This window comes from Pectinatus cerevisiiphilus, from assembly GCF_004341685.1.
GTDB lineage: Bacteria > Bacillota > Negativicutes > Selenomonadales > Selenomonadaceae > Pectinatus > Pectinatus cerevisiiphilus.
Window position 1 is genome coordinate 1 of sequence record NZ_SMAA01000012.1, and the last position, 26107, is coordinate 26107.

Consider the following 26107-nt stretch of genomic DNA (forward strand, 5'->3'; position numbering starts at 1 on the left):
ATTTTTTCGAGTTTTTCGACCTGCTCTGAAAACTCTAAAGGAATTATCTCATGTTTAGGGTATATTTTACAGCCACTGTTTTATTTTGCGCTTACAATTAAAAAACATCATGAAGGACTCTTGCCATATATATTACTTCTAGTTATTATGATAATATATGTTAAATTTTTAGTATAAAGATATTTGGCGAGGGACGAGGAATTCCATGAAAGTGAAAAAAAGTGGCAAACAATTTGCAGTGATTGGTTTAGGGCGTTTTGGTTCCAGTATGGCCGTATCACTTTACAAGATGGGCTATGATGTGCTTGCTATTGATAATGATTTAAAAAAAGTGCAGGATTTTAGTAATGATTTTACACATGTAGTACAAGCCAATTCTACAGATGAAAATGCATTGCGTGAACTTGGTATTTTGAATTTTGATGTTGTGATAGTAGCAATAGGTGAAGATATTGAGTCTAATATAATGACCACATTGCAGCTAAAAGAGATAGGTGTTAAATATATCGTAGCAATGGCTAGGACTCCGCTGCAAATGAAAGTTTTGGAGAAAATAGGTGCAGATCGAGTGGTGGCGCCTGAACATGATATGGCACAGCGCGTTGCTTATAATCTGGTGTCTACCAATGTGATGGATTATATAGAGTTGTCGGATGAATTCAGTATAGCAGAAACAACGCTGCCAAAAGCTTTTATTGGTAAAACTTTGATTGAGGCAAATTTGCGTGCCAAATACAATATAAATGTCGTAGCAATAAAACGTGGCCGCCATTTGATTGTTTCACCAATGCCATCAGAAAAATTTCACGAAAATGATGTAATTGTTGTCGTCGGTGACAACAATGGGATTAATGGTTTGGAAAGCCTAGAATAAATAAAAGCTGCGCAACATTATACGAATGCTGTGCAGCTTTGTCATTTATTAACCAATACTTACTTTTTCTGAAGGGCGGCGCACATAATTTTTCTTATGGTTTAATGCTAACGATAAAGTAAATGTGGCGATGCCAACACGACCTATGATCATTATGATAATCAGTACAAGCTTACTGCTATCCGAAAGCAAAGGTGTTATTCCGGTAGTAAGTCCAGCAGTAGCAAAAGCGGATACGACTTCAAACAAGGTTTGGATAAAAGTAAAGTTTTCAGTGATAAAGAGATACATTGTGGCACTGACTATAAATGAAGATGATATAAAGAACAAAGCCAATGCTTTCATAACTGTATCTGTTTCCAGCCGCCGGCCGAAAAGGACAACATCATCTTTCCCATTAATGATATGCAGAACAGAAGAAAATATGACTGCAAATGTCGTAGTTTTTATTCCTCCGGCAGTAGAGCCAGGTGAGCCACCTATAAACATGAGGATCATTATGAGGAAAAGTGCCGCATTGCCGAGGTCAGCCGTATCCACAAGAGCAAATCCGGAAGTGCGTGAAACCACTGAAAGATAAAACGAGGCCAGATATTTATTGGTCAGTGACATGTTGCCTAGTGTGGCGGTGTTATTATATTCAAGTAAAAACATGCTAATTGCGCCAACAATTAAAAGGATAGCCGTTGTAAAGAGGACGACTTTGGTATTTAGTGAAAAACGAAATTTTCTTTTATAAAGAAAGCGTTCTTTTAATTCTTCTATTGTCCCAAAGCCAATACCGCCTATGACGGCAAGGATAGATAAAGTCATACAAACAGAAGGCATTGTGATGTAGGCAGCGATGCCTTCCCCGCCTATTATGTCAAAGCCGGCATTACAGAAGGCCGATACAGCATGCCAATAGCCCATATAAATTCCTTTTATGCCAAAATCCTGATAAAAACGTATCGCCAGAATAGAACCACCTATAAATTCAATAATGAAAGTTTCAATGACGATGCTTATGAACAATCTCACAACACCGGCAAAGCTCAACAGATTTAAAGATTCTTGCATCAAAATTCTGCTTTTTAAACGTATTTGCCGACCGGCTATAACGGTTATTATTATAGTTATGGTCATGACGCCTAAACCGCCTATTTGAATTAGGAGAATAATAATCATCTGACCAAAATATGAGAAATACCGGCTTGTATCAACCACGGTAAGCCCATTTACGCATACAGCGGAAGCTGCAGTAAATAAAGCATTAGTGAAAGAAAGACTTTCTCCAGAACGCGAGGACAAAGGAAGCATTAAAAGCAATGCCCCTAAAAAAGTGACTAAAATAAAACTCAAAACTAATGTTTGGTAAGGAGTCAATAAACGTCTTTTTTGCAATCGGCTTATTAATATATTTGTCATGATACCCCCAAAGCCTATTAATATATGAACAAATAAAAAATAGGAAAAACAATAATAAAAAATACGGCTGTAGTAATCATAAATATTGCCGTAGACATATTGGTGTTCAGCTTATAAAGTTGACTTATGGCAATCGAATTTATGGCGGCTGGGGCAGCCCCGATTAAGGTCATCGTATTAATAATCATTTTATTATCGGTGAACAAGGAAAAAGCAAAATAGACCAATAAAGGAAGGATTACGAATTTTATTGGCAGCATCATAAGTGCTTCCCGTAAATAAATTTTTAATGTAGAAAATTTTATAAGGAAACCGATAGGAAGCATCCCTATCCAGGCACCAATATGAACTAATGAATCAAAGACGGGCGGGAAAAGTGCAGGGCGTGGAACATGGTACAATGACAGGAAAAATCCTATGAGCACACCAACCAGTGCCAGTTGATTCCAGCTTATAAGAATATCACGCCATTGCGGGCTAAAATGTATATCAGCCGAACGTGCCCTAGAGAGTTGTTGATAATAGCCTGCCATTGGAATGCAGACTAAAAGGGTAAATACATTTTGGAAAATGGCGACTGCTTGTATATAAGCAAACCCCATTTCTCCATACAACACAAAACCGCACAAACCCACAAGTGTACCAATATTCGAAAGGTATCCAGTAAGTAGAAAAGCGCCTACGGCTCGGGGATTTTTAAGATGTTTGCCGAGTGGGTAGGAAAGAAGGCCCGGTATTAGGCATACAACGATGCCATAGATGGGAATGATTATAAAATCAGCACTGATCTCCATGAGCCAAAAACTTCCCATAGCCAATATGGTGGCAATACCTCTGATATTTATTTTAAGGAGTAAATTGCATGTTTCAATACTCATCCATTTACGCTTATGCAAAAAATAACCAACTATAAGCGGGAGAATAAGGTCGACAAAAATATAAATTATACGAATATTTGACTGCTCCATCGAAAGATCCTTCCAAAAAAATTTATTAATATAATATCATGATAATGGATATGCTTATATTGTCAATGTTTATTTTCATTTTAGCAGATAATAACAGCGTTACTTGTAAACGTTCTATATATCTGCGATAATATATTTTAAATAGTACTTTTTCCTGTACATATTTTATTAAAGCAGGATGCTTCTCTTTTTTTATGACCGTTTCGCAACGCGAAAACCAAATGGATTAAATGATATATTCAGGAAGGCTAGTATAATAATAAAAGTGATTATATTGGAGCGCAGCTTATGAAACGTATTGATCGTATTTATGCGTATATGAAACAAGTCTATGAAACAGGGGCATTGCATGAAAGAGGTCTGACAGCTGAGCAGATTGCCCAAAAACTGGACATTTTACGCAGTAATGTAAGCCGTGAATTGAACGAACTTTACAGGCAAAAGAAGATAGAAAAAGCCAACGGCCGTCCTGTCCGTTATTTTTATAGTGATGGCAAGATAAAGAACATAAAAAGACATATCGAAACTAAAAAGGTAAATGAACATAGTAGTGCTTTTAGCAAATTCGTGGGCGTAAGCCTTAAAGCACAAATAGATCAAGCAAAAGCGGCCATAATTTATCCACCAAATGGATTGCATACACTTATCTTGGGACAGACAGGTGTGGGTAAAACGTTATTTGCCCATATGATGTTTGAATATGGACGCGAAATAGGCCATTTCAAACAAAATACTCCTTTTATAACATTTAATTGCGCGGATTATTACAATAACCCACAGCTTTTAATATCGCATATTTTCGGCCATGCTAAGGGAGCTTTTACCGGAGCTGATACTAGTGCTATTGGGTTGATAGAATCGGCTGATGAAGGTGTGCTTTTTCTTGATGAAGTACATCGCCTGCCGCCTGAAGGCCAGGAAATGATTTTTTATTTTATGGACACTGGTACTTTTAACAGGTTGGGGGAAACAAAGCGTGAACGGAAAGCGCGTGTGCTGATAATCTGTGCGACAACGGAAGATCCAGATTCTGTCCTGACCAAGACATTTAAAAGGCGTATTCCTAATATTATTGAAATACCACCATTATCAGAGCGACCTGTTGAAGAAAAACTAGAGATCACAAAACTGTTATTTTTGAGAGAATCACGTTGTATAAAAAGACCAATAAAGGTGAGCGGAGATGCAATAAAAGCGTTGATTGGGAGCATTGGACCCGGAAATGTTGGTCAGCTTGAATCGAATGTACGCCTTTTATGTGCCCAGGGTTTACTCAATATAAAAAATCGTAAATATATAGATATAGATTATCATATACTCCCTTCCCGAATAAAATCAGGTATATTGGCTATGAGTACCAAAAGGCAGGATATGGCTGCTATTTCAGCAACTATAGGCAATGAATTTTACGTAACACCAGACAGCAAAGGTAAACTGCCAAAGGAAGTCGAAGGTGAAAAATTTAACCTTTACCAAATGGTAGAAAATAAAGTAAAAATTTTAAAGGGCGAAGGAATTGCTGATGATGTAGTACAGCAGGTAATGATTGCTGACGTAAACGCTTATTTAAAAAACTTTTATTTAAAACAAAAACAAAATGTGACTTTATCGGTACATGACCGTCTTTTAAAAATAATTGATGCAGATATGGTTGATTTTACACAACAGGTGGCTGATCTCGTCGCCGAAAAAATTAATCTGATATCAAAGGAACGCTTTTTATATGCTTTTGGTTTACATTTGAGTTCATTATTTGCGCGAATTAAGGAAAAAAAGCAATTTCGCAATTCACTGTCAGGAATGGTTAATACTTCTACACTGGAATTTGAACTGGCACAGGAAATTAAGGCATTAATCGAAAGCCATTATAATATAGAGATTGCCAATTCAGAAATGGAATATTTTGCGATGCTGCTTCAATCTTTAAAACAAGAGGATATAACGGATAAAATTGTTATTGCGGTAGCAATGCATGGTAACTATACTGCCAGTTCGGTCTGTGATGTTGCCCGTAAGCTGTTCAGTGCGACAAAAGTACAGTTAATTCCTTTTGATATGCCGCTCGAATGCAAGCCAAACGAAATGCTTGAGCGGATCGTAGAAAGATTGCGGCATATTAATTGCAGCCAAGGCGTTTTGCTGATGGCGGATATGGGTTCGCTATGTAACTTTGGTCCACTTATACAGGAAAAGCTCAATATCTCCATTTTGACTATAAATATGGTTACTACACCGCTGGTGCTTGAAGCCATGCGAAAGGTAGATATGGCAGGGGTTACTTTGCAAGCAGTGTATGATTCCTTGAAATCTTTTGGCGGCTATGATGACAGCACTATTTTATCTAGTAAAGAAAAGAAAGATATAATTATCACAATTTGCAGTTCTGGTGAAGGTACCGCAGAAAAATTAAAACAGATGATCTGGGATATTTTGCTCAACGCAGGAATTATGCATATTAAAATCATACCGATAAGTATATATGATATGAAAGAAAACATAAAAAAGCTGTCAGAAAAATATAATATATTAGCGTCGGTGGGGATTATGGATCCACAAATAGATGCTCCGTTTATTCCTTTGGAAACAATATTGAGCGGTAAGGACAGTGCCTTATTATGTCTTTTGCCCGGTATGGCACATACTGCGCCGCAGCGTATAGAGGACAGTAATATAGTCCTTCGCCATTTATGTGCGGATGCGCTTAAAGAAATCCTTTTATATTTAAATCCTGATAAAGTAATAAACTTGTTGATAGAATTTGTGGAAAAATTGGAGAAAATTTTTGGTACAAAGTTTTCCAATGCACAAAAACTGAAAATAGTAGTCCATACTGGCTGTGCTTTGGAACGCCAGATAACTCACAATAGCATCAAATATAACAAGGCATTGGCAGGAGAAATCGAACCACTTAAATTGGATAAGGTAAAACGTACTGCATCTGTATTTGAGAGAATTTTGCAAATTACCCTTGATGAAGATGAATTGTCCTATATAGTGGCCATGATATGAATAAGATTTTCGATGTGAATCTTTATAAATGATATAAAGATTTTTGGTTCACCGATATTTTTATAAATTAAATTTTTTTGAGATAATTATAGTGTGTCAAAAAAGCATCGCAATGTGTCAAACATTGTGATGCTTTTTTATAACTGTGTCATTTGTGACTGTGTCAAAAATTAAATAAGTTTCTATAAAGTCTGATAATACGCTCTTTTTAAGTGACACACAATATTGGCATGATTCTTGCGTATGTATTTAAGTATAGAGGTAAAGGAGGTTGAGGGATATGCTCGGTATTATTGTTGGAACTCATGGTCATTTAGCGGAAGAACTGGTAAAGACATGCGCAATGATTTGCGGACAGCCAGATAAATTAAGGACTGTTACCTTAATTCCGGGAGAAGGTCCTGACGATTTAAATATAAAATATGAACAGGCCATAAAAGAACTTGGCATAGAAAATGGAATTATAATATTAAACGATTTATTCGGCGGAAGTCCTTATAACGCTGCCTGCCGAATTGCTGCTGCCGATGAACGCTGCGGTGTGGTAACGGGGGTCAACCTGCCAATGCTGATTGAAGTCATAAATTATCGTTTGGCTGCCAGCAGCGAAGCACCTATAACTGCTGTTTTAGCAAAAGCAAAGGAAGCTGCCAGCACAGGAATAAAAGAGTTTCACAAAAGCATGGTAAGTATAGAGACTGATGATGAAGGAGACGATTTATAATGAAAATTGTATTAGCACGTATTGATGATAGACTCATACATGGCCAAGTGGCTACTGTATGGGCGAAGGTAACTAAATGTGAAAGAATAATTGTTTGTGATGATGAAGTAGCCGCAGACAATATCAGGGCAACACTTTTAAAACAGGTTGCGCCTCCCGGTATAAAGTCCAGTGTTGTAAATGTCGATAAAGCCATTCGTGTCTATAATAATCCCAAATATAAAGACGATAAGTGCCTATTGCTGTTTACCAATCCGACAAGTGTTTTGCGTATGGTTGAAGCGGGCGTAGACATAAAAAGTGTCAATATAGGCGGCATGAGTTTCAAAGAAGGCAAACGTCAAGTCAGCGGTGCTATATCAGTCGATGCAAAAGATGAAGAATCGTTTAAAAAGCTGCATGAAAAAGGTATAGAACTAGAATGTAGGAAAGTCGATACAGATAAGAAAGTTGATATAATGGAACTTTTGAAAAAATAATTTTATGAATGGACTCAGGTAATCTAAATTTCAACTGAATAGTTTTCAGTTGAAATAAGAACTTTATTTATAAATTAATAATTAGGAGGTATTCATAATGGAAATCAATGGTGCTCAACTTATTGCAATTTTTATTGTTTCTGCTGTAGCAGGAATGGGGAGCGTACTGGATGAATTTCAAACTCACAGGCCATTAATTGCTTGTACACTCATTGGGTTTATTTTAGGAGATATAACTACTGGGATCATTATCGGTGGTACATTGGAAATGATCGCCCTTGGTTGGATGAACATCGGTGCGGCAATGGCACCAGATGCAGCCTTGGCTTCAGTTATTTCAACAATTTTAGTTATTGCAGGACATCAAAGCATCGGTGCCGGTATTGCCATAGCAATGCCGCTGGCAGCCGCAGGGCAGGTGCTGACTATCTTATGCCGTACAATAACAGTTTTCTTTCAGCATAAAGCCGATGGTTTTGCTGAAAAAGGCAGTCTGCGCGGTATAGACATATGCCATCTTAGCGCACTGGCACTTCAGGCATTGCGTGTAGCTATTCCTTCTATACTCGTTGCAATGTATATAGGTACAGGTGCAGTACAATCTATGCTCGATGCTATTCCTCCCGTCATCACAGGCGGCTTGCAGGTAGCTGGTGGATTCATAGTAGTTGTTGGTTACGCTATGGTAATCAACATGATGCAGGCAGGCTATCTGATGCCGTTCTTCTTCCTCGGCTTTGTCATTGCAGGTTTCACACAGTTTAACCTTGTTGCTTTTGGCGTTATCGGTTTGGTTCTGGCTATAGTGTATATTCAGCTTAACCCTAAATATAATAAACCGGCAGTCGCGGCGGCAGCTCCTGCATCTAATGGCGGCCAAGACGATGATCTTGATGATGATTTAGATGATTGAAAAGGAGGAAAATACAATGAAAAAATTAACTAAAAGCGACTTTTTCTGGACGTTTGTCCGTTCAAACTTACTACAGGGCTCCTGGAATATGGAACGTATGCAGGCCTTAGGATTTTGCTTTGGGATGATTCCTATCATCAAAAGATTATACAAAGGTGATGAACGCAAACAAGCCTTAAAAAGACATCTTGAATTTTATAATACACATCCTTTTGTAACGGCACCAATCATTGGTGTAGTTACAGCATTAGAAGAACAAAAAGCAAATGGTAAAGACATCCAGGACGGTGTTATAAACGGCCTTAAAGTTGGGATGATGGGACCTTTGGCTGGTGTCGGTGATCCTATATTCTGGGGAACGGTACGTCCTATAACAGCTTCATTAGGTGCTTCTTTCGCATTAGGCGGAAGCTTATTCGGCCCTATATTGTTCTTTGTCTTATTTAACTTGATTCGTCTTCTCGTGCGTTGGTATGGTATCAAATATGGTTATGAAAAAGGTACTGATGTCATTGCTGATGTTGCTGGCAATGCCCTGCAAAAAATTACTGAAGGTGCATCAATTTTAGGACTTTTTGTTATGGGTGCATTAGTTAATAAGTGGACTTCGGTACATGTCCCTATTGTTATTTCTACTATCCAAAAACAGGATGGTACTGTGGCTGTGACAACAGTGCAAACCATTTTGGATCAGTTGATGCCAGGGCTCATACCGCTTCTTTTGACCTTCCTGTGCATTAAGCTCATGAAGAATAAAGTCAACCCGATATGGATTATTTTCGGTTTGTTTGCCGTTGGTATCCTCGGTTATTGGACTGGTATCCTAGGCATGTAATTTGTCGTTAACCCTAAACACTATACCTATAGTGTTATATTAAAATAATATTGCAAAGCATAATCCCTGCTTAACAAAAATGGTTTTGTTGAAATGATCTTAAAAATTCAGCAAAACCATTTTTTATTTGACATACTGTATCGCCATTAGCCGTTCATCTTAAAATAAAAAGTTTGGCTTATACGACAGCTGACAGGCTGTCCTTTTTCATTTTGGGCAGGGGAAAAAGTCCATTGACGGGCGGCAGACAAGGCTGCTTCATCGAAAGCTTCGCCACCAGAAGAAGAAACAACCGATACTGTTTCGACTTGTCCCGAGCCATCTACGAGAAAGCTTATCGTTACTATTCCTTCAACACCGGAAGAACGCATGGTATACGGATAAGAAGGTTTAGGAGCATTCAGCGGAACAGGCAGGACCACCGCTTGGCGTGCGGTGGCATCATCTGTTTCAGCGGAATCACCTTCACCGGCTTTGCCATCATTTCCTTGACCATTTCCCGCTCCGTGACTTTTACCATCGTTAGTGCCGGAGCCACTGCTGGCAGATGCTCTTTTTCCAGCACTGCTTTCTCCATTAGATATTTTAGCAGCAGTACTTTTATTTTTCCCTGAGAAACTGTTCTCATCAACAATTTTATGTTTATTGTCAGTCATTTTGGTAGCAGTTTGGTCATTGTTATTTTCTGTATCGGTTGAATCGTTTTCATCCTGGCTGAATAAAATATCATCTGATGCATTATTTAAAGATCCTGTGTCGCCCGATTCACCGCCACTTGCTGTACTAATATTGGCTACATAGATTTCGGTATTAGGTTCTTGCACATTTTTACTTATATTAGAAAAAATACCATTATACGCTATTATAAGGAAAAAAATGATATGGATTCCTAGAGAGACCAGCCATCCTGTCCGATAATAATTAAAGTTTTCCATAATAATACTCCCGCTGGAAATACCGTATATTGATTTTAATGAATATGGCAGAAGATTAAGGGTGTTCACCGTGTAAAATTTTTATTACATCTTCATTTGTGAGGTCTGTCCAAAGAAATTGCTTATAAAAATTTTTAACTTCATGCGGTAAATCAAGATCTTTGTATAGATCAGGATGGAATAATTGGGCTGCCCACTGAATCTGCAAAGCTTCTTCAATGCCATAGCGATCCCAGGCGAAACCACCACGTGGATTGATGTATACTTTGCCATTTTTTACAGCGGTTACATTTGCTAGCGGTGTGCTTTGTAATATATCATCCGGGTTGCAGGCAGCGTCAAGGATAATTATATCCGGATTCCATTTTATTATCTGTTCATTTGATATAGGCTGCATATTACCTTTTATTTCTGAAGCTGCATTTATACCACCGGCTGTAGTTATCCAAGTATCAATGATCGTCTGTCTGCCATCTGCTTTTAATGGATCTATCGATTGCAAATGCAATACCTTTGGTTTATCATTTTCTGCAATTTGTGCGGTGATATCTTTTATCCAATTCAATTTTTCGTTGAGATAAGAATTATAGGCAGCAGCGCGGTTAATGGCATCACCGCCCATTATATCCGCAGTCAGGGTTATAGCCTTTTCCATATCGTCATAGTTATCGAAATAACAATTTACGAGGGGAATATGTACAGAGGCTAATTTATTCCTGTTTTTATCAGTGGAATCGAAGACTACATCGGGTTTACGTGCCAGCAAGGCTTCTAAATTAAAATCATCCCCAAACGTAGATAGTGCATTATTCATTTTCGGGGCGATTTTATAAAGCCATGGGAAGTCTTTTTGCTGCATATGCGTAGCAACCATCCCATCTGCATGGTCAAGCATCACCAAAACTTCATTATGCGCATACCAGCCAACTGCATATTTTTTTATATTAGTCGGTATTTGCACCTGCTGTCCTGTCATATCTGTAATGGTACGCATAGTTTCTGGTGTGCTATCCGTTGCAGAGCTGTTATTAAGAATACTTTTGCAGCCAATAATACTTATTGCCAGACCTATGGCAATGAGTATTATAATTATTTTTCTTATAAATTTTATATTACGCATAATTTATTCTCCCATCATCGGGACACATGTTTTTAGGATACTTCCATCATCATTCTTTTGGGTAATAACTTTAATAGCGGCACCGTATGCTCTTTGTAAGTTATGTTCTGTCAATACATCTGCTGCTTTGCCAATCTCCGGTTCTGCATTCTTATAAAAAAGTATTACCTTAACTTCACATAAAAATGCCTGGTCGGGAAGATGCGTGGTAAATAGTACACTGATGCCGCATTTCGCCAAATGCTTTATTATCTTTAATATGCGTATTTGATTGCCAAAGTCCAAGTTTGAAGTTGGTTCATCCATAATTAAAAACATCGGTTTTTGTACTAATGCTCGGGCAATCATGACGATCTGCTGTTCACCACCGCTTAAATTATTAAAGATTTTATGTCGTAAAGATTCTATGTTTAATACTTTGAGTGTTTCTTCGGCAATCTGCATATCTTTGTAACCAGGATGGGCAAAGATACCTAAATGGGAAAGACGACCTAAGATAATGACATCTTCCACAGACAAGGAAAATGAATGCTGGTTTATCTGCGGCACATAACCTATACGGCTGGCAATGTATTTTCGCGGCAGGGATAAAATGTTTCTATCATCTAGGGAAACTATACCGTTCAGCGGTTTTAAAAAGCCCATAATCGTTCTTAATAAAGTCGTTTTCCCTACTCCGTTTGGACCGAGTAGGGAAATTACTTCTCCTGATGTGACTGTGAAATTCATATTTTTTACTACGCTGTTATGGGCATAGCCGCAGGAAAGATTCTTTATAGTGAGTTCTATGATAATCGCCCCCGAAAACTATATAACATCAAAATGAAAAATGGAGCCCCTATTATTGAAGTTATAATACTTATGGGAATTTCTGAAGCAACAATGGAACGAGCCGCATCATCGGCTAAAAGTAAAAAAGCTGCACCTAGAATACAAGAATTAATGAGTACGATCCGGTTATCCGCACCGCTTAGCAGGCGTGCCAGATGGGGAATAACCAGACCAACCCAGCCAATTATTCCTGCTATAGCCACCGAGCTTGCTGTTAAAATGGTTGCACAGATAATGGTGATTAGCTGTAACATAGTTGCGTTTACACCTAGAGCCAAAGCTTCTTCAGAGCCAAACATCAATGCATTTAAACGCCAGCGCAATAAAAATAAAGGTATCGCCCCGATACAAAACATAATAAAGAAAAAATCCAAATCACTGTAAGTGATATTATTCAACCCGCCCATAAGCCAAAAAACAATGTCAGGCAATTTGCCATCAGGATCGGCCGTGTATTTAATTATGGAAATAAAAGCCTGGAATAATGTAGAAACAACAATACCCGTCAAAATAAGGGCTATGGTAGAGCTGCCACTGTTAATAAAATTGCCTATTAGATAGGTGATGAGCACGGCAGCCATTCCGGCTATAAAGGCCATAAGCTGTATTTCCATCATATTGAAATTGAATAATAAGCCTAAGGCAGCACCAAAGCCAGCACCTGCCGACGCACCTAAAAGATCCGGTGAAGCCATTGGGTTGCGAAATATGCTTTGGTAGGAGGTACCGGCTATTGATAGGGCGGCGCCTATGCCCATTGCTGCTAGGATGCGTGGCATACGAACTTCGAAAATAATGGTTGCTGCTGAGCTGCTTTCGCCTGAATATGAGCCGCTTGTTCCTTCCCATAATAAATGCAGCAGATTATTCAATGACAAATCATAACTGCCAACTAAAAAAGATAATAAAAAAGAACCGAGCAGGATGCTGCCGAATATTAAATAGATGATTTTATTATTATGATGCTTTGTATTTTGCATTCTCATATAATAACTACTCCTGAAAATTATGCTGCATATATTGGGGCAATATGTGCGGTTTATATAAAATAAGTCCATTAAAAATTATAATCAAACTGGATACCGTATACAGCGCCTTCATTATACCAATATCCTTTTACAGCTCCTGTAAAATCCGGTCTGTCAACATCACGGTGGTTGGTAGCATAATGCTGGTTCGTTATATTATCGCCAAATATAGAAACGGTAAGATTATCATTGATCTTTTTACTTAGACTGGCATTCAGCGTAGTGAAATCACCTACATTTGTGGTATCCGTAAGCGCGTTTTTAAAATTGCCGACATGCAGTAAAGATAAAGACCCTGAATAATCACCTTTATCATACATAAGGGAAGCCGTGTACTGGGAATGGGGCACAAGTGCCGAGCTGGGATTATTACCGGCAGTAAAATAGGTATAGCCTGTATTGTAACTGAGATATTTATTTATCATACCGTGTAGTGATAACTCCAAGCCTTTGCGTTTTACATCGCTTTGGGCATATGTAGTATATGAATCTATAGCAGATTTTGCTGCATTGCCATTGACATCAATACCTTGTTGGACGGCACTTTTGTCATTTTTAATATCATAATAAAAACCTGTGAGGGAGGCATTGAAAGCAGGGGTATAATGCGCTGTAACGCCAATTTCGTATTTAAGACGTTTATCGTCAGCAAACTTTGCATTGAGATCGGGGACATGTTTTCCGTTAACTAGCCGGTCACCTACGATATAACTGTTGGGCGGTGTTTCTGTGTAAGAAGTACGTGCAAATAATTCGTATGTGTCATTGGCCTGATAGGCAGCGCCTAGGGCAATGCTTTTTGCCGAACCCAGCCATTCATCGTGGATACGTTTTGGATTGCTTCCGGCACCGCTGTATTTTTGTGCGCTGTCGGTTACGTGATGGCGGTCTATACGCATGGCTCCATCCCAGGTTAATTTTTTACCAACTTTTTGTTGATATGATGCATAAGCACTATATATTTGTTCATCAAATGGGCCAAAGCCATAAAAATAAATTGCGCCTTCTGGTGATTTCCATTTCAATGCTTGCAGGCCTATTTTTGTGACAGAATTTTTAGTCTGCCAGGCTTGCCACAAATTTCCTTCGTATACACTTTCGTCTTCTTGGTTATATTCATCCGTAAAAACCTTTCCGGTGGTATTATTCATGATGCCATTATGTTTTGCTACGAAAAGGCCATTTAATTTATTGTAATTTAAGGAAAGTCCGGTAGTAGAACCGTTAGACCAGTGTTTATAAAATGTATATCCTAAGATAGCAGCTTTTACTGGATCATATTTAGCTACATAATCAGGATCGGCGATTACACTTGTACTGCCACGGACAAATCCCATTTGTGATCCGGACATGCCGTCATTATAATAAAAAGAAAGTTCATTATCGGTAGTTTTAGATTCTTTACCTATTTTAAATAAGGCAGCATTGTAAGCATAATCATTATTCCAACCGCTTTTACCGGCAGAGCTTTTATGTGCGTAGGCAAAATCATAAGAAAGTCCATTAGCATCTTTATCACCAATATGTATGCTTTGTCCGTTAGTCGAAAAATTACCTGTAGAAATAGAAAGATTTCTCGTTTGCTTGGTAGATTTCAGGGTTTTAATGACTACAAAACCTTGGTTCGGTGCGCCGGTAGGACTCTTAAAGGCTTCTATCGGTCCCATTGTAAGAATAGTCGAATCTCGCACAATCGCTATTGAATCGATCATTGATACAGGCAGGTTACTGAGCATTCCCCTTGCCTGCTGTGAATAGACGATATAGGAACCATCTATAATGAGGCCTAGATTGTCACCGCCTCTGTCCTGCAACGTTTCCCGCACCTTTACTCCTTGATACGTATAACTTATGCCCATGGCTCTTTGCAGGATATCTAGGACTGAGTGGGGATGCATCCTTTCTATTTGCTCATGTGTTATTACCTCTGTACCAGCTTTGGAGCTTTCGGGTATAGATAACCTACTGTAGGCAGGTTCTTTGTAGTCACTTCCGTCGTGGTATGCTGCGTTGTCCTTGTTTTCTTTTTCGCCGACGATTGTCTGCGCAGGCAGTTCTACCTGCGTAACAGACTCTGGACTATCCGCATAAACAGTACCGCCTATTGATAATGATATTCCCAGCATTAATGGCAACAGCTTGCGATTTACATCCTTCACTCTAATCTCCCCCAATGTAAATAATAAAAAAGAAGCCTATTATTGTTGATAGGCTTCTTTGCTTGTTTTTTATAATAGAATTTTACTTAATTTATGTCAATTTATACAAATTAAATAAATCCTTATAAATTACTAGTAAAAAATACTTTTTAGAGAGAAAAAAATGTTTTTTATATATAAATAGACTAAATATAAACCAATAGGTAAAAATTTGTTAATTGTATAACTAATTTATATAATTGACTAAAAATTTTAATATCATTAAAATAATTAACAGTAATTGTTTTCTTTACGTATTTTCTAATTTTATAAATAAATATCTTATTTTCCTTATTTTTAAGTGATAAAAGATATATAATTGATTATACACTAATTTGTAGATGTTAATATGTTAATTTTAAGGAGGCTTTTTTGTGTTAGTAGAAGAAAACCCGTTTCAGGGAAAGCATATCATTTTTGGCATAAGCGGTGGTAATGCTGTTTGGCAAAGTGTAGAAACAGTTACACAGCTGACTAAACTTGGTGCTGATGTGCATGTAGTAATGACAGAAAATGCCATGAAATTTGTTTCACCTATAAGCTTTCAGCGAGCTTCAGGCAATAAAGTGGAAACGGATATGTGGGAAAAGTTGACAGATATGAGTTCAACGCATGTACCTTTATCTAAATTGGCAGATTTTGCTATAATAGCACCGGCAACAGCCAATATTATCAGTAAGATAGCCGGTGCTATTGCTGATGATACCTTGACGACCATGTTGCTGGCATGCAGTGTCCCTATCTTTATAGCACCATGCATGAATCCTGTCATGTATAAAAATCCTATTATGCAGGAAAATATTACCCGCTTAAAGAAATATGCAGACCATTATAAATTTATAGAACCAGATAATGGCAAGCCATGTGGTAAAATACTTGCACCACAGGAAATAATAGAGGCTGTTAAAATGGAAATAAAATAATGCCCTCCAATATATTTTTGATATTGCAGGGCACTAAAATAAAAAAGCTAATGACTTTTATTTATTCGCCGGGAATAATAAATCCTTATCAGCAAAGCGGACTGCCGCTTCTGCTAAAACAGCTGTCGCATCGATCGCGGGGCGGTCTATATTGAACATTGTAAAGGCAACTGGTAATTCTGTGCAGCCTAAAATTAACTTTTCTGCTCCATTTGCTGCCAGTTCATCCATTGCTGCGTAAAAACCGGTTGTATCTATATCCTTGCGCCCAGCTTTGACACCTTTATAAATAATGTCCATAACACTTTTCTGGTGTACGGGGGAGGGGGTAACCACTTTTATTCCTAATTTTTCTAACATATTGTGGTAGACTCTGGATTTTATGGTACCGTCTGTAGCCAAGAGCCCAGCTGTTTTAACATTTTGCTGTTTAAGGCGATGGGCAGTTTCTTCCGGCATATTTAAAAGAGGAACATGCAAAAAGGGAACAATTTTATTGTAAAAATAGTGTGCTGTGTTGCAGGGCATAATCAATACATCAGCGCCCATACCTTCCAACAGGACACCGCTTCTGACAATCTCAGGAACAGGATCTGCACCGCCGTGCAGGATGGCTGCCGTCCTATCGGGAATGTTTGTATTATTGTCTATGCAAACACGTATATATTCTTGGTCATTGGCAGCATTTGTTTTTTCAATAATTTTCTTAAATAAGTCACATGTGGCTAAAGGTCCCATGCCACCTATTATGCCAATGGTTTTTCTTGCTTTTTTTTCATTAGACATTTTATTTCACACCTTTGTTGAATTTACTGCTTATCTTTATTATAAAAGAGCGTTATGATAAAATCAAATGCATATATATGTGCTTTTTAGTGAGTGATCTATAAAGTACAGGATATATCCGTAAATATGGGACAGCAAAAAGCACTTCCGCTTACAAAATAAACGAAAGTGCTTTTTACTGTGAAACATTTTTTTATATTGTTATACTGTATATTATTTTTAATAACTTTTAGCGGTCAACCGTCTATGTTCCCATCTGGCAACTAGGGACAAACTGTAATTTACGATAAAATAAATCAGCGCCACACAGCCCATGATGATAAATAAATGGCTAGTATCGCTATAACGACCTATCAAAATTGTTCCCCGACCGGTAAGTTCTTCTGTACCAACTGCCCATACGAAGGAAGAATCCTTGATGACAGTAGTAAACTGGGAAACCATAGGTGGGATAATGTTGCGATATGCCTGCGGTAAAATGATATGGTATACTATCTGCCATCTGCTGAGACCTTGTGAAAGAGCTGCTTCAAACTGGCCCTTTGCCACAGAATTTATACCGCCACGAACAATTTCAGCCATGATTGCTCCCGTAAATACTGACATAGCCAGTATGCCGGACATGGTCGGTGGCAGCGGTGTCATAAAGCGCGCTATCAAGACACATAAAAGACAGGGAATGTTACGTACTATATCTACATAAAGACTGCCAATATGTCCTAATACAGGTATTCGTAAATACCTGGCTATGCCGACAAGCGTACCTATCAGAACGCTGAATATTATGGAGAAAAAGCCAATCTCCAACGTTACTTTAAAACCGCCCATCAGAAATAAAAAATTATTTAGCCCAAATAAGTCTGCCATTCATCACACCTCAGCTTTCTTTTCCAGCTTGTTGATGTATTTGCTCAGCAGAAAACATATTATCCAGTATGATACGCCTGCTGTTAAATATGCCGGACCATAATACATATTACTCCCAGACCATGAATCTGCCTGATACATCAAATCGCCACCAGCTATCATAGCCAGCACAGAGGTGTTTTTGACAAGATTAATAGCTTGGTTTGCCATTGAAGGAAGCATCACCCGTTTTGCCTGGGGTAATATTATATACCACATTGCCTGCCAATAATTAAATCCTTGCGACATAGCTGCTTCAAGCTGTCCCTTGGAAACCGACAAAATACCGCCGCGCACAGCCTCTGCCATATAAGCACCGGTGTAAAGGCCTACGCCGATAATACCAATAAGCAGCACTGGCATAACAATATGAATTTGCGGTAAGGCGTTATAAATAAAAACCACTTGTACAACTAATGGCGTATTTTGGAAAAATTCCACATACACACGATTTAATACACGTATAAATTTATTTGGAAATACACCGGCGATACCAAAAATTATTCCCAATAAAACCGATAAGATCAGTGCCCCTATCGCCACTTCTAAAGTTGTGGTTAGGCCGTCAATGAAAATATCGCGTGCATCAAATAATGCCTGCCACTTATAAAGCGCAAAAGGATTATTGACACCCATTATTTATTAAGCTTCCATTTCGTGAGAAGTTGATCTAATTCGCCGGAATCTTTCATTTCTTGAATAGTATCTTCGATAAGTTTAGCTAAAGCATCGTTGCCTTTTTTGGTAGCGGCACCATATTCTTGCGGAGCAAATTTATCAGGAAGTATTTTAGTTTCAGAATCTACATAACCAGACAAATTAGAAGTATCCATTGCATAAGCTGCAGCGCGGCCAGACATCAAAGCTGCTTTACATTCAGGATATGTTGGGAATTCTGCAAATTTAACTTCTATACCAGCAGCCTTTGCTGCGTCTTCAACAGCTTTTCTTGTTGTTGCGCCCTGAGGAACTGCAATTGTTTTGCCGCTAAGGTCTTTAAGTGAATTGATATTGTCTGCTGTTTTTACTAACAAGCCTACAGGATCTGTATAATATGGAGTACTGAAATCATATTGCTTTTTGCGTTCGTCATTGATTGTATATGTAGCAATAACTGTATCTAATTCGCCACTGTCAAGCAACGGTCCGCGTGTTTTTGCCACAACAGGTGTAAATTCAACCTTTGAAGGATCGCCAAATATCTTTTTAGCTATTGCATGTGATAAATCAATTTCAAAACCTTCTAGTTCGCCTGTATCTGGATTTTTATAGCCAAATAAAGGAACATCTACTTTACAGCCAACCTTAAGATAACCACGGTCTTTAATTGTTTGTATGATATCATTAGATGCTGATGAGGATGAAGAAGACGATGAGGAGGAAGTATTTTCACTGCCGCAGCCTGCCGCTAGTAAAGATAATCCCGTAAGTGCAGTCAAAGCCAAAACCATTAATTTCTTTTTTGCAAAAAACATAATCATTAACCCCCTAAATTTAAAAGTATTAGCATTTATTCAATATATTTTTACCCGGCCGGCATGTTGGCCGGAACATATAAAACCGCAATAATAGCATTACAAAATCTTGCTGAGAAATTGTTTAGCCCTTTCGTTTTGCGGATTGTCAAAGAAAGCAGCGGGTGTTCCTGTTTCCAATATCTGCCCATCAGCCATAAAGATAACATGGTCAGCCACTTCGCGGGCAAAACCCATTTCATGCGTGACACAAACCATAGTAATACCGCTGTGTGCAAGATCGACCATAACATCAAGTACTTCCTTTATCATTTCAGGATCTAAAGCTGAGGTCGGTTCATCGAACAACATTATTTTGGGATGCATGTTCAGTGCCCGGGCGATGGCAACACGCTGTTGCTGGCCACCGGAAAGTTGTGATGGATAAGCACCAGCTTTGTCTTTTAAACCGACTCTGGCGAGAAATTCCAATCCAGTTTGTTCTGCCTCATCTCTATTTTTCCCTTGGACAAGGATAGGTGCTATAGTTAAATTTTCCAATACTGTTTTATGAGGATATAAATTAAACTGCTGAAAAACCATAGCTGCTTCTTGGCGTATTTTTTTTAGTTGTGCTTTTGATTTTATCAAATTAATACCGTCAACAATAACGTCGCCGCTGTCTGGTTTTTCCAGCTGATTGATACATCTTATCATCGTACTTTTACCAGAGCCGCTCGGCCCGATGACAACTACTTTTTCTCCTGGTTTTACATGTAAATTTATATCTTTTAGAACATGATTATTGCCAAAATATTTATTAACACCAATTAAATGTATCATTGTCCTCCCCCTTTTCTCTAAAAGTATAAAAATATAAAAAAAAGCGCCGCGACCCATCACAGGTCATAGCGCCATCGCTTAAGTATGAAATAAGTATAAATCATCGAATATATTTTGTCAATACATTCATATAAGCTAAATATATTAATTTTTTAGCTTTATTATATATAAAAAAGCATATTAATGAGACTAATAGCTTATATCTTAAATATCGCATTACTGCCGTTTAAGGTAGTAATGCGATATTTGTCTCGTGTAAATATACAAAAAGAGAAGACTACGCTTCTCTCTAATTAACTATATGGAGGCGACACCCAGACTTGAACTGGGGAATAAAGGTTTTGCAGACCTCTGCCTTACCACTTGGCTATGTCGCCGCTAGAACGTGTATCATTATATATAATTTTTCTGCCTTTGTCAACATGTTTTTTATTTTCTACTTAAAAGCAGGTTGAAATTAAATATATATAAATCATTCTTAATTAACTTATATTAAATACTATTGACATTATACTACTATAAAATCAATTCAACTATATTTTTATGCAAAATTTTCCTAAATGATTTATATACGTTTATAATTAATTGACGGCATATAGTTTAATAGTTATACTTAACTATGTAATTAAACTTAGTAAAGACAAACCTAGGGGGTATTTTTTTGAAGTATGCAATAAGAATATCAAGCTTGGCAGTTTTGACTCTTTTCTTTTCGTTAGCTACAGTATTTGCGGCACCGATAACAAAGGCAACTGTTATGGATGATTCTTTTGATTTGGCATCGATCCATACCATTGCCGTTGCCGCACCTAATTATGTCCAGACAGGCAACGGGCCGACCGTAGCTGATTTGACAGCGGCAGTTGCCCAGTCAGGTTTTGATTCTAAAGATTTACAAAATGTGACCGTGATCCCTTATTCTATTATTGCTTCTAATGTAAAGAAAGAAAACAATGTCGATTTACAGAGTACAGACAAAAATACCGCGAAGAAACTTTTTAAAGAAAACGCGGCAAAATATGCTGATGCTTATTTAGTAGTAACGGTTGCCAATGACAATCGCGTTGTTGTCTTTTACGACCTTTATTCAGCAAAAAATGATGCTTATCTCTATTCTTATGAAGTAATCGGTGGCGGCCAAAGTGATAACAATATTAAATCCTATACGTCTTTTAATAAACTTTTTTACAAAGGTCTCAGTGATTCCATAAAGGGACAGCACAGCGAAAATACTGACAAGAAAAAGTAATATAAAAAATTATAGACCCCGTTTGGAGAAAAGGTCGTTGTATAGATGATAATTTATGCAACGGCCTTTTTATAGAAGTTTTTAAAAGTTTTATCGAGAAGATTGTTGCAATTTTTTGCATAAAAGTTGTATAATTATAAGTAAATTAAAAAAGGAGCTGGTTTATTGTATGCAGGTTAGTATACTGGGTGCTACCGGTTATGCAGGAGTTGAGCTGTTGCGCATACTTCATAATCATCCTGAAGTTGACATTGCATATCTTACCTCAGAGGGCAGTACTGGCAAAAAAATATCGGATATATATGGTCATTTGCGTGGCATCTATGACCAAGTGCTAATAAGTATTGATAACATTGAAAAAATTGCGGCTGCAAGTGATTTTATCTTTATCTGTCTGCCGCATGGACATGCTATGCAGGTCGGTAAAGCACTTGAAAATACAAAAACACGGATTATTGACCTTGGTGCTGATTACCGTTTCGCAGACACTGCTACTTATGAAGAATGGTATAAAGTAAAACATATTCATAAAAATACTGCCCGTGTTTATGGGCTTGCTGAGCTGCATAGACAGGAAATAAAGACAGCTAAAATTATCGGCAATGCCGGTTGTTATCCAACTGCTAGTATTTTAGCGCTTGCCCCGCTTGTAAAACAGCATTTAATAGATCCGTCAACAATAATCATTGATGCTAAGTCAGGTGCTTCCGGTGCAGGTCGGTCAGCTGTAGTGGCCAATCAGTTACCGGAACTATATGATAACTTTAAGGCATATGGCGTAGCTTCACATAGACATACACCGGAAATCGAACAGGAACTTTCTTCTTTAGTCGGTAAAAATGTAATTCTCAATTTCACACCCCATTTGCTACCAATGGCACGCGGTATTTTAAGTACATGCTATGCTAAGCTGTTACCTGGTGTGACTGCTGAAAAAGTTGATGACGCTTTCAATCAATTATATGCGTCAGAATTTTTTATTCGCCTGCTAGGACGTGGTGCATATCCGACAACAAAGAATGTACGCGGTTCTAATTATTGTGATATAGGCTGGCAGGTAGATAAGCGAACCGGCCGTGTGATTGTTTTATCGGCAATAGATAATTTGGTTAAAGGTGCTGCAGGACAGGCAGTCCAAAATTTCAACATTGCCTGTGGTTTCGATGAAAAAACAGGGTTGTCAATGACGCCGATGTATCCATAATAGACATTAAGTAACATAAATATACTGGAGGTTTTTAAATGGTTAAAGAAGATAAAGCCGGGGTAACATACGCAAAAGGATTTAAAGCAGCAGGCGTAAAGGCAGGTATAAAAAAAAGTGGCAATCCTGACTTTGCCCTTATCGTAAGTGATACCGATGCAGCTGTAGCAGGTACATTTACCCAAAATAAAGTTGCGGCAGCTCCCGTTTATGTTTCCAAGAAAGTAGTAAAATCCGGCAGTGCAAAAGCAATAGTTGCCAATTCCGGCTGCGCTAACGCATGTACTGGCCAACAGGGAATGGACGATGCAGAAAAGACAGCAGCTTTGGCGGCGGCACAGCTCGGTATAACCGCTGATGACGTTATCGTCGCTTCTACTGGTGTGATAGGTGTTACACTGCCAATGGATAAGATTGCAACTGGTATAAAAACTGCGGCAGCTGCACTCGACGAAAACGGTAGTAAAGATGCTGCTAATGCTATCATTACTACTGATACTTATATAAAGTCATTAACTACTGATATTATTATAGATGGTAAAGAAGTACACATTGGTGCAATCGCAAAAGGCGCTGGTATGATTCAGCCCAACATGGCAACAATGCTTTGCTTTATTACAACTGATGCCAATATAGACCAAGTTCGGTTGCAGCTGGCCTTGTCGGCGATAATTGAAAAATCATTTAACATGATTTCTGTAGATGGCGACATGAGCACAAATGACATGGTCGTAGTCTTAGCTAACGGGCAAGCAGGCAACCGTAAGATCGTTAAGGATGATGAAGACTTTAAAATCTTTTATAATGCTTTAGCGGAACTTTGCTGCAAGATGGCGCAAAAAGTAGCTGCTGATGGTGAAGGCGCTACTAAGTTCTTGACAATTAATATCCATAATGCCAAAAATTTTGCTGATGCCAAAAAGGTTGGCATGTCCATAGCCAACTCCCCATTGGTAAAAACAGCATTTTTCGGCCAGGATCCTAACTGGGGACGTGTTCTCTGTGCCGCAGGCTATTCTGGAGCGGACATGGTTCCTGAAAAAACCGTGGTTAAATTCGGCAATATAACAGTTTATGCCGATGGTACAGGAGCCGCCTTTGATAAAAAAGCCTTACAAAAAGTGATGGCGGAACATGATATTGTAATTGATATTGATCTTAATATAGGCTCAACTGATGCCACTGTATGGTCTTGTGACCTTTCTTATGAATACGTGAAAATAAATGGTGAATACCATACCTGAGGAGTTGGCGACTATGGAATTTTCTGCCGAAGTGAAAGCCTCCATCTTAGTTGATGCGTTACCGTATATCCAAAAATTTTATGGGAAGACTATTGTCATCAAATACGGTGGCAACGCCATGATCAATGATGATTTAAAAAATAAGGTAATGCATGATATTGTCTTGATGAAATATGTAGGTATCCGCCCTATAATAGTGCACGGCGGCGGTCCTGACATAACGGGTTTTCTGCAAAAGTTCGGCAAAACATCTCGTTTTGTCAGTGGCCTGCGTGTAACAGATAAGGAAACAGTCCAGATCGCGGAAATGGTACTAGTAGGCAAAATCAATTCGGAAATTGTCAGCAGGTTAAACCATCTTCATGTCAATGCTGTTGGCCTCAGTGGTAAAGACGCTGACCTGATCTTAGCAAAGAAGAAAAAAGCTGTCATACATAATGAAAATGGCAGCACCGGAGAAGTTGATATTGGTTTTGTCGGTCAAATAGAAAAAATAAATAGTGGATTGTTAAATGATCTTCTTGATAAAAATTATGTGCCTGTAATAGCGCCGATAGGTACTGGAGAAGATGGCGCCAGCTATAATATAAATGCTGACTATGTCGCAGCGGAAATCGCGGGTGCCATGCAGGCGGAAAAGCTGTTGCTTTTGACGGATGTTGAGGGTATTTATCGCGATTATAATGATAAGAGTACCTTCCTTTCCACTTTGACGCAAAAACAGGTGCAGGACATGATCAATAAGCGAGAAATAAATGGTGGTATGATCCCTAAAGTGGAGGCATGCCTATGTTCATTAGCTAAAGGTACCGGTAAGGCAAGCATTATTGATGGGCGGCAGGCACATTCCTTAATCTTGGAACTGTTTACCTCGCAGGGTATTGGCACACAAGTGATACGTTAAAAAAGATCTTATTCCTTTAGGAGGTTTTTAAAATGAATGATGAAGAAATATACAGTGAAGACGCGGCACATTATCTTCCTGTTTTTACCCGTTATAAAATAATTCTTGACCATGGTGAAGGCCCATATGTATATGATACACAGGGTAAAAAATATCTTGATTATTTGGGCGGTATTGCCGTAAATGTGTTGGGACATAATCATCCGGCACTCGTCCAGGCGATAAGCACACAGGCAGCAAAAATGATCCATTGTTCCAACCTTTATTATACGGAAGCACAAGCTAAGGCCGCTTGCCAATTAAGCAAAGTAAGCGGTATGGACAGAGTGTTTTTTGGTAATTCTGGAGCAGAAGCCAATGAAGGCGCAATAAAACTTGCGAGAAAATACGCGCATATGTCTGACCCGGATAAATCGCTTATAATAGCTGCCAATAACAGTTTTCATGGACGTACTATTGCTACCCTTACAGCTACAGGCCAGCCTAAATACCATGAAGGTTTTGGCCCTTTGCCAGATGGTTTTACCCATGTTGACTTCAATAATATAAAACAACTTGAAGAAAAAATGGACGATAAAACATGTGCGGTTATGCTTGAAGCAATCCAAGGAGAAGGCGGCGTGCATGTTCCCGATGCAGACTATCTGCAAAAAGTACGTGCTCTCTGTGACAAATATAATGCCTTGCTTATTTTTGACGAAATACAGTGTGGGATGGGACGTACCGGTACCTTTTTTGCTTATGAACAATTTGGCGTAAAAGCTGACATCGTTACATTGGCCAAAGGCTTAGCCGGCGGTGTTCCCATAGGGGCTTTTATGACGAGCAATAAGATCGCAGCAGCTTTTCATCCTGGTGACCATGGTACTACATTTGGCGGCAACCCGCTCGCTTGCGCAGCTGCGAATGTGGTGCTTAATGCTATACAACATAACGGACTTATGGAAAATGCAAAGGCAGTTGGGGCGTATTTAACCGAGCAACTCAAAGGCTTGCAGCGTAAATATCCGGCACTTATCAAAGAAGTGCGTGGGCGCGGTCTGATGATCGGCATGGAAATCACCCAACCGGGAAGAGCTATAGTCGATGAATGCCTTAAGGAAGGTATGATAATAAACTGCACAGCGGGTAATGTGCTGCGTTTCGTGCCGCCGTTGATCATAACTAAGCAGCATGTTGATGAATTGATACCGGTCCTTGATAAAGTTTTAGCTAAACACAACTAAAAAAATTTATGCACACAAAGATAAATTTTTATGGATACAGCAAAAAA

At 38.5% G+C, this 26107-nt stretch carries 24 protein-coding genes and 1 tRNA gene; 12 read left to right on the forward strand and 13 right to left on the reverse strand.

Annotated elements, in window-relative coordinates; all coding sequences use genetic code 11:
• Positions 1–205: 205 nt before the first annotated feature.
• Complete coding sequence (locus EDC37_RS08460) at positions 206–874, forward strand: potassium channel family protein (RefSeq protein ID WP_132550336.1); 669 nt, start codon at positions 206–208, stop codon at positions 872–874.
• A 48-nt stretch (positions 875–922) separates the two neighbouring features.
• Here the strand turns inward: EDC37_RS08460 and EDC37_RS08465 are convergent, their stop codons facing one another.
• Both EDC37_RS08465 and EDC37_RS08470 read right to left on the reverse strand, forming a co-directional pair.
• Positions 923–2281: a TrkH family potassium uptake protein gene (locus EDC37_RS08465; RefSeq protein WP_132550339.1), complete on the reverse strand. Its 1359-nt coding sequence runs from the start codon at positions 2279–2281 to the stop codon at positions 923–925.
• Between the two features lie 17 nt (positions 2282–2298).
• Entirely contained in the window at positions 2299–3249 is a 951-nt protein-coding gene (locus tag EDC37_RS08470; RefSeq protein ID WP_132550342.1) for an AEC family transporter, read from the reverse strand.
• 288 nt (positions 3250–3537) lie between these two features.
• Between EDC37_RS08470 and EDC37_RS08475 the strand changes: the two genes are divergently transcribed.
• From EDC37_RS08475 to manZ, 5 genes are all read left to right on the forward strand, one after another.
• Positions 3538–6258: a sigma-54-dependent transcriptional regulator gene (locus EDC37_RS08475; protein ID WP_132550345.1), complete on the forward strand. Its 2721-nt coding sequence runs from the start codon at positions 3538–3540 to the stop codon at positions 6256–6258.
• A gap of 280 nt (positions 6259–6538) precedes the next feature.
• Positions 6539–6982 carry a PTS sugar transporter subunit IIA gene (locus EDC37_RS08480; protein ID WP_132550348.1) on the forward strand — a complete coding sequence of 148 codons (444 nt, stop codon included), beginning with the start codon at positions 6539–6541 and terminating at the stop codon, positions 6980–6982.
• Positions 6982–7461: a mannose/fructose/sorbose PTS transporter subunit IIB gene (locus EDC37_RS08485; protein WP_132550351.1), complete on the forward strand. Its 480-nt coding sequence runs from the start codon at positions 6982–6984 to the stop codon at positions 7459–7461. The genes EDC37_RS08480 and EDC37_RS08485 overlap by 1 nt, the downstream gene beginning before the upstream one ends.
• A 97-nt stretch (positions 7462–7558) precedes the next feature.
• The gene (locus EDC37_RS08490; protein ID WP_132550354.1) at positions 7559–8374 is read left to right on the forward strand and encodes a PTS mannose/fructose/sorbose transporter subunit IIC; all 816 of its coding nucleotides are present in this window, start codon (positions 7559–7561) and stop codon (positions 8372–8374) included.
• 16 nt (positions 8375–8390) lie between these two features.
• Positions 8391–9209, forward strand: coding sequence for a PTS mannose transporter subunit IID (manZ, locus tag EDC37_RS08495; protein ID WP_132550357.1), 819 nt, complete (start codon positions 8391–8393; stop codon positions 9207–9209).
• 146 nt (positions 9210–9355) lie between these two features.
• On the opposite strand, the gene EDC37_RS08500 is transcribed toward manZ, so the two are convergent.
• The 5 genes from EDC37_RS08500 to EDC37_RS08520 form a co-directional block, all read right to left on the reverse strand.
• Entirely contained in the window at positions 9356–10144 is a 789-nt protein-coding gene (locus EDC37_RS08500; protein ID WP_132550360.1) for an energy transducer TonB, read from the reverse strand.
• Between the two features lie 55 nt (positions 10145–10199).
• Positions 10200–11264 (reverse strand): ABC transporter substrate-binding protein, encoded by a 1065-nt coding sequence (locus EDC37_RS08505; RefSeq protein WP_196589883.1) that lies wholly within the window; start codon positions 11262–11264, stop codon positions 10200–10202.
• A 3-nt stretch (positions 11265–11267) separates the two neighbouring features.
• Positions 11268–11993, reverse strand: a complete 726-nt coding sequence (locus EDC37_RS08510) for an ABC transporter ATP-binding protein (RefSeq protein ID WP_207900822.1) — start codon at positions 11991–11993, stop codon at positions 11268–11270.
• Positions 11994–12049: 56 nt separating this feature from the next.
• On the reverse strand, positions 12050–13081 hold the full coding sequence (locus EDC37_RS08515) for a FecCD family ABC transporter permease (RefSeq protein ID WP_132550366.1): 1032 nt from the start codon (positions 13079–13081) through the stop codon (positions 12050–12052).
• 71 nt (positions 13082–13152) lie between these two features.
• Positions 13153–15282 carry a TonB-dependent receptor gene (locus EDC37_RS08520; protein WP_132550369.1) on the reverse strand — a complete coding sequence of 710 codons (2130 nt, stop codon included), beginning with the start codon at positions 15280–15282 and terminating at the stop codon, positions 13153–13155.
• 413 nt (positions 15283–15695) lie between these two features.
• Here EDC37_RS08520 and EDC37_RS08525 point away from each other — a divergent pair, with 413 nt between their 5' ends.
• Positions 15696–16244, forward strand: a complete 549-nt coding sequence (locus EDC37_RS08525; protein WP_132550372.1) for a flavoprotein — start codon at positions 15696–15698, stop codon at positions 16242–16244.
• Between the two features lie 57 nt (positions 16245–16301).
• On the opposite strand, the gene cuyB is transcribed toward EDC37_RS08525, so the two are convergent.
• The 6 genes from cuyB to EDC37_RS08555 form a co-directional block, all read right to left on the reverse strand.
• A complete protein-coding gene (gene cuyB, locus EDC37_RS08530) occupies positions 16302–17030 on the reverse strand; it encodes a cysteate racemase (protein ID WP_132550375.1) in 729 nt (242 codons plus the stop codon).
• A gap of 219 nt (positions 17031–17249) precedes the next feature.
• Positions 17250–17897, reverse strand: coding sequence for an amino acid ABC transporter permease (locus EDC37_RS08535; protein WP_132550378.1), 648 nt, complete (start codon positions 17895–17897; stop codon positions 17250–17252).
• Between the two features lie 3 nt (positions 17898–17900).
• Positions 17901–18572, reverse strand: a complete 672-nt coding sequence (locus tag EDC37_RS08540) for an amino acid ABC transporter permease (RefSeq protein WP_132550381.1) — start codon at positions 18570–18572, stop codon at positions 17901–17903.
• Positions 18572–19411, reverse strand: a complete 840-nt coding sequence (locus EDC37_RS08545; RefSeq protein WP_132550384.1) for a transporter substrate-binding domain-containing protein — start codon at positions 19409–19411, stop codon at positions 18572–18574. Before EDC37_RS08545 ends, EDC37_RS08540 begins: the two co-directional genes overlap by 1 nt.
• A 99-nt stretch (positions 19412–19510) precedes the next feature.
• Entirely contained in the window at positions 19511–20233 is a 723-nt protein-coding gene (locus tag EDC37_RS08550) for an amino acid ABC transporter ATP-binding protein (RefSeq protein WP_132550387.1), read from the reverse strand.
• Positions 20234–20535: 302 nt separating this feature from the next.
• Positions 20536–20610: transfer RNA gene (locus EDC37_RS08555), tRNA-Cys, on the reverse strand.
• Positions 20611–20894: 284 nt separating this feature from the next.
• Here EDC37_RS08555 and EDC37_RS08560 point away from each other — a divergent pair.
• From EDC37_RS08560 to EDC37_RS08580, 5 genes are all read left to right on the forward strand, one after another.
• The gene (locus EDC37_RS08560; protein WP_132550390.1) at positions 20895–21482 is read left to right on the forward strand and encodes a hypothetical protein; all 588 of its coding nucleotides are present in this window, start codon (positions 20895–20897) and stop codon (positions 21480–21482) included.
• 169 nt (positions 21483–21651) lie between these two features.
• The gene (gene argC, locus EDC37_RS08565; protein ID WP_132550393.1) at positions 21652–22686 is read left to right on the forward strand and encodes an N-acetyl-gamma-glutamyl-phosphate reductase; all 1035 of its coding nucleotides are present in this window, start codon (positions 21652–21654) and stop codon (positions 22684–22686) included.
• A 38-nt stretch (positions 22687–22724) separates the two neighbouring features.
• Positions 22725–23930: a bifunctional glutamate N-acetyltransferase/amino-acid acetyltransferase ArgJ gene (gene argJ / locus EDC37_RS08570; protein WP_132550396.1), complete on the forward strand. Its 1206-nt coding sequence runs from the start codon at positions 22725–22727 to the stop codon at positions 23928–23930.
• 13 nt (positions 23931–23943) lie between these two features.
• Positions 23944–24834: an acetylglutamate kinase gene (argB, locus tag EDC37_RS08575; RefSeq protein WP_132550399.1), complete on the forward strand. Its 891-nt coding sequence runs from the start codon at positions 23944–23946 to the stop codon at positions 24832–24834.
• 32 nt (positions 24835–24866) lie between these two features.
• On the forward strand, positions 24867–26060 hold the full coding sequence (locus EDC37_RS08580; RefSeq protein WP_132550401.1) for an acetylornithine transaminase: 1194 nt from the start codon (positions 24867–24869) through the stop codon (positions 26058–26060).
• Positions 26061–26107: the final 47 nt, after the last annotated feature.

What these genes read in the sequence shown, in the direction of transcription:
- EDC37_RS08485 (WP_132550351.1), top strand. Translation starts at nt 6,982, where the DNA reads ATGAAAATTGTATTAGCACGTATTGATGATAGACTCATACATGGCCAA.
- EDC37_RS08475 (WP_132550345.1), top strand. Translation starts at nt 3,538, where the DNA reads ATGAAACGTATTGATCGTATTTATGCGTATATGAAACAAGTCTATGAA.
- EDC37_RS08535 (WP_132550378.1), bottom strand. Translation starts at nt 17,897, where the DNA reads ATGGCAGACTTATTTGGGCTAAATAATTTTTTATTTCTGATGGGCGGT.
- EDC37_RS08540 (WP_132550381.1), bottom strand. Translation starts at nt 18,572, where the DNA reads ATGGGTGTCAATAATCCTTTTGCGCTTTATAAGTGGCAGGCATTATTT.
- EDC37_RS08545 (WP_132550384.1), bottom strand. Translation starts at nt 19,411, where the DNA reads ATGTTTTTTGCAAAAAAGAAATTAATGGTTTTGGCTTTGACTGCACTT.
- argC (WP_132550393.1), top strand. Translation starts at nt 21,652, where the DNA reads ATGCAGGTTAGTATACTGGGTGCTACCGGTTATGCAGGAGTTGAGCTG.
- EDC37_RS08465 (WP_132550339.1), bottom strand. Translation starts at nt 2,281, where the DNA reads ATGACAAATATATTAATAAGCCGATTGCAAAAAAGACGTTTATTGACT.
- EDC37_RS08500 (WP_132550360.1), bottom strand. Translation starts at nt 10,144, where the DNA reads ATGGAAAACTTTAATTATTATCGGACAGGATGGCTGGTCTCTCTAGGA.
- cuyB (WP_132550375.1), bottom strand. Translation starts at nt 17,030, where the DNA reads ATGTCTAATGAAAAAAAAGCAAGAAAAACCATTGGCATAATAGGTGGC.
- EDC37_RS08490 (WP_132550354.1), top strand. Translation starts at nt 7,559, where the DNA reads ATGGAAATCAATGGTGCTCAACTTATTGCAATTTTTATTGTTTCTGCT.
- argJ (WP_132550396.1), top strand. Translation starts at nt 22,725, where the DNA reads ATGGTTAAAGAAGATAAAGCCGGGGTAACATACGCAAAAGGATTTAAA.
- EDC37_RS08515 (WP_132550366.1), bottom strand. Translation starts at nt 13,081, where the DNA reads ATGAGAATGCAAAATACAAAGCATCATAATAATAAAATCATCTATTTA.
- EDC37_RS08505 (WP_196589883.1), bottom strand. Translation starts at nt 11,264, where the DNA reads ATGCGTAATATAAAATTTATAAGAAAAATAATTATAATACTCATTGCC.
- EDC37_RS08580 (WP_132550401.1), top strand. Translation starts at nt 24,867, where the DNA reads ATGAATGATGAAGAAATATACAGTGAAGACGCGGCACATTATCTTCCT.
- EDC37_RS08510 (WP_207900822.1), bottom strand. Translation starts at nt 11,993, where the DNA reads ATGAATTTCACAGTCACATCAGGAGAAGTAATTTCCCTACTCGGTCCA.
- EDC37_RS08460 (WP_132550336.1), top strand. Translation starts at nt 206, where the DNA reads ATGAAAGTGAAAAAAAGTGGCAAACAATTTGCAGTGATTGGTTTAGGG.
- manZ (WP_132550357.1), top strand. Translation starts at nt 8,391, where the DNA reads ATGAAAAAATTAACTAAAAGCGACTTTTTCTGGACGTTTGTCCGTTCA.
- EDC37_RS08480 (WP_132550348.1), top strand. Translation starts at nt 6,539, where the DNA reads ATGCTCGGTATTATTGTTGGAACTCATGGTCATTTAGCGGAAGAACTG.
- EDC37_RS08550 (WP_132550387.1), bottom strand. Translation starts at nt 20,233, where the DNA reads ATGATACATTTAATTGGTGTTAATAAATATTTTGGCAATAATCATGTT.
- argB (WP_132550399.1), top strand. Translation starts at nt 23,944, where the DNA reads ATGGAATTTTCTGCCGAAGTGAAAGCCTCCATCTTAGTTGATGCGTTA.
- EDC37_RS08470 (WP_132550342.1), bottom strand. Translation starts at nt 3,249, where the DNA reads ATGGAGCAGTCAAATATTCGTATAATTTATATTTTTGTCGACCTTATT.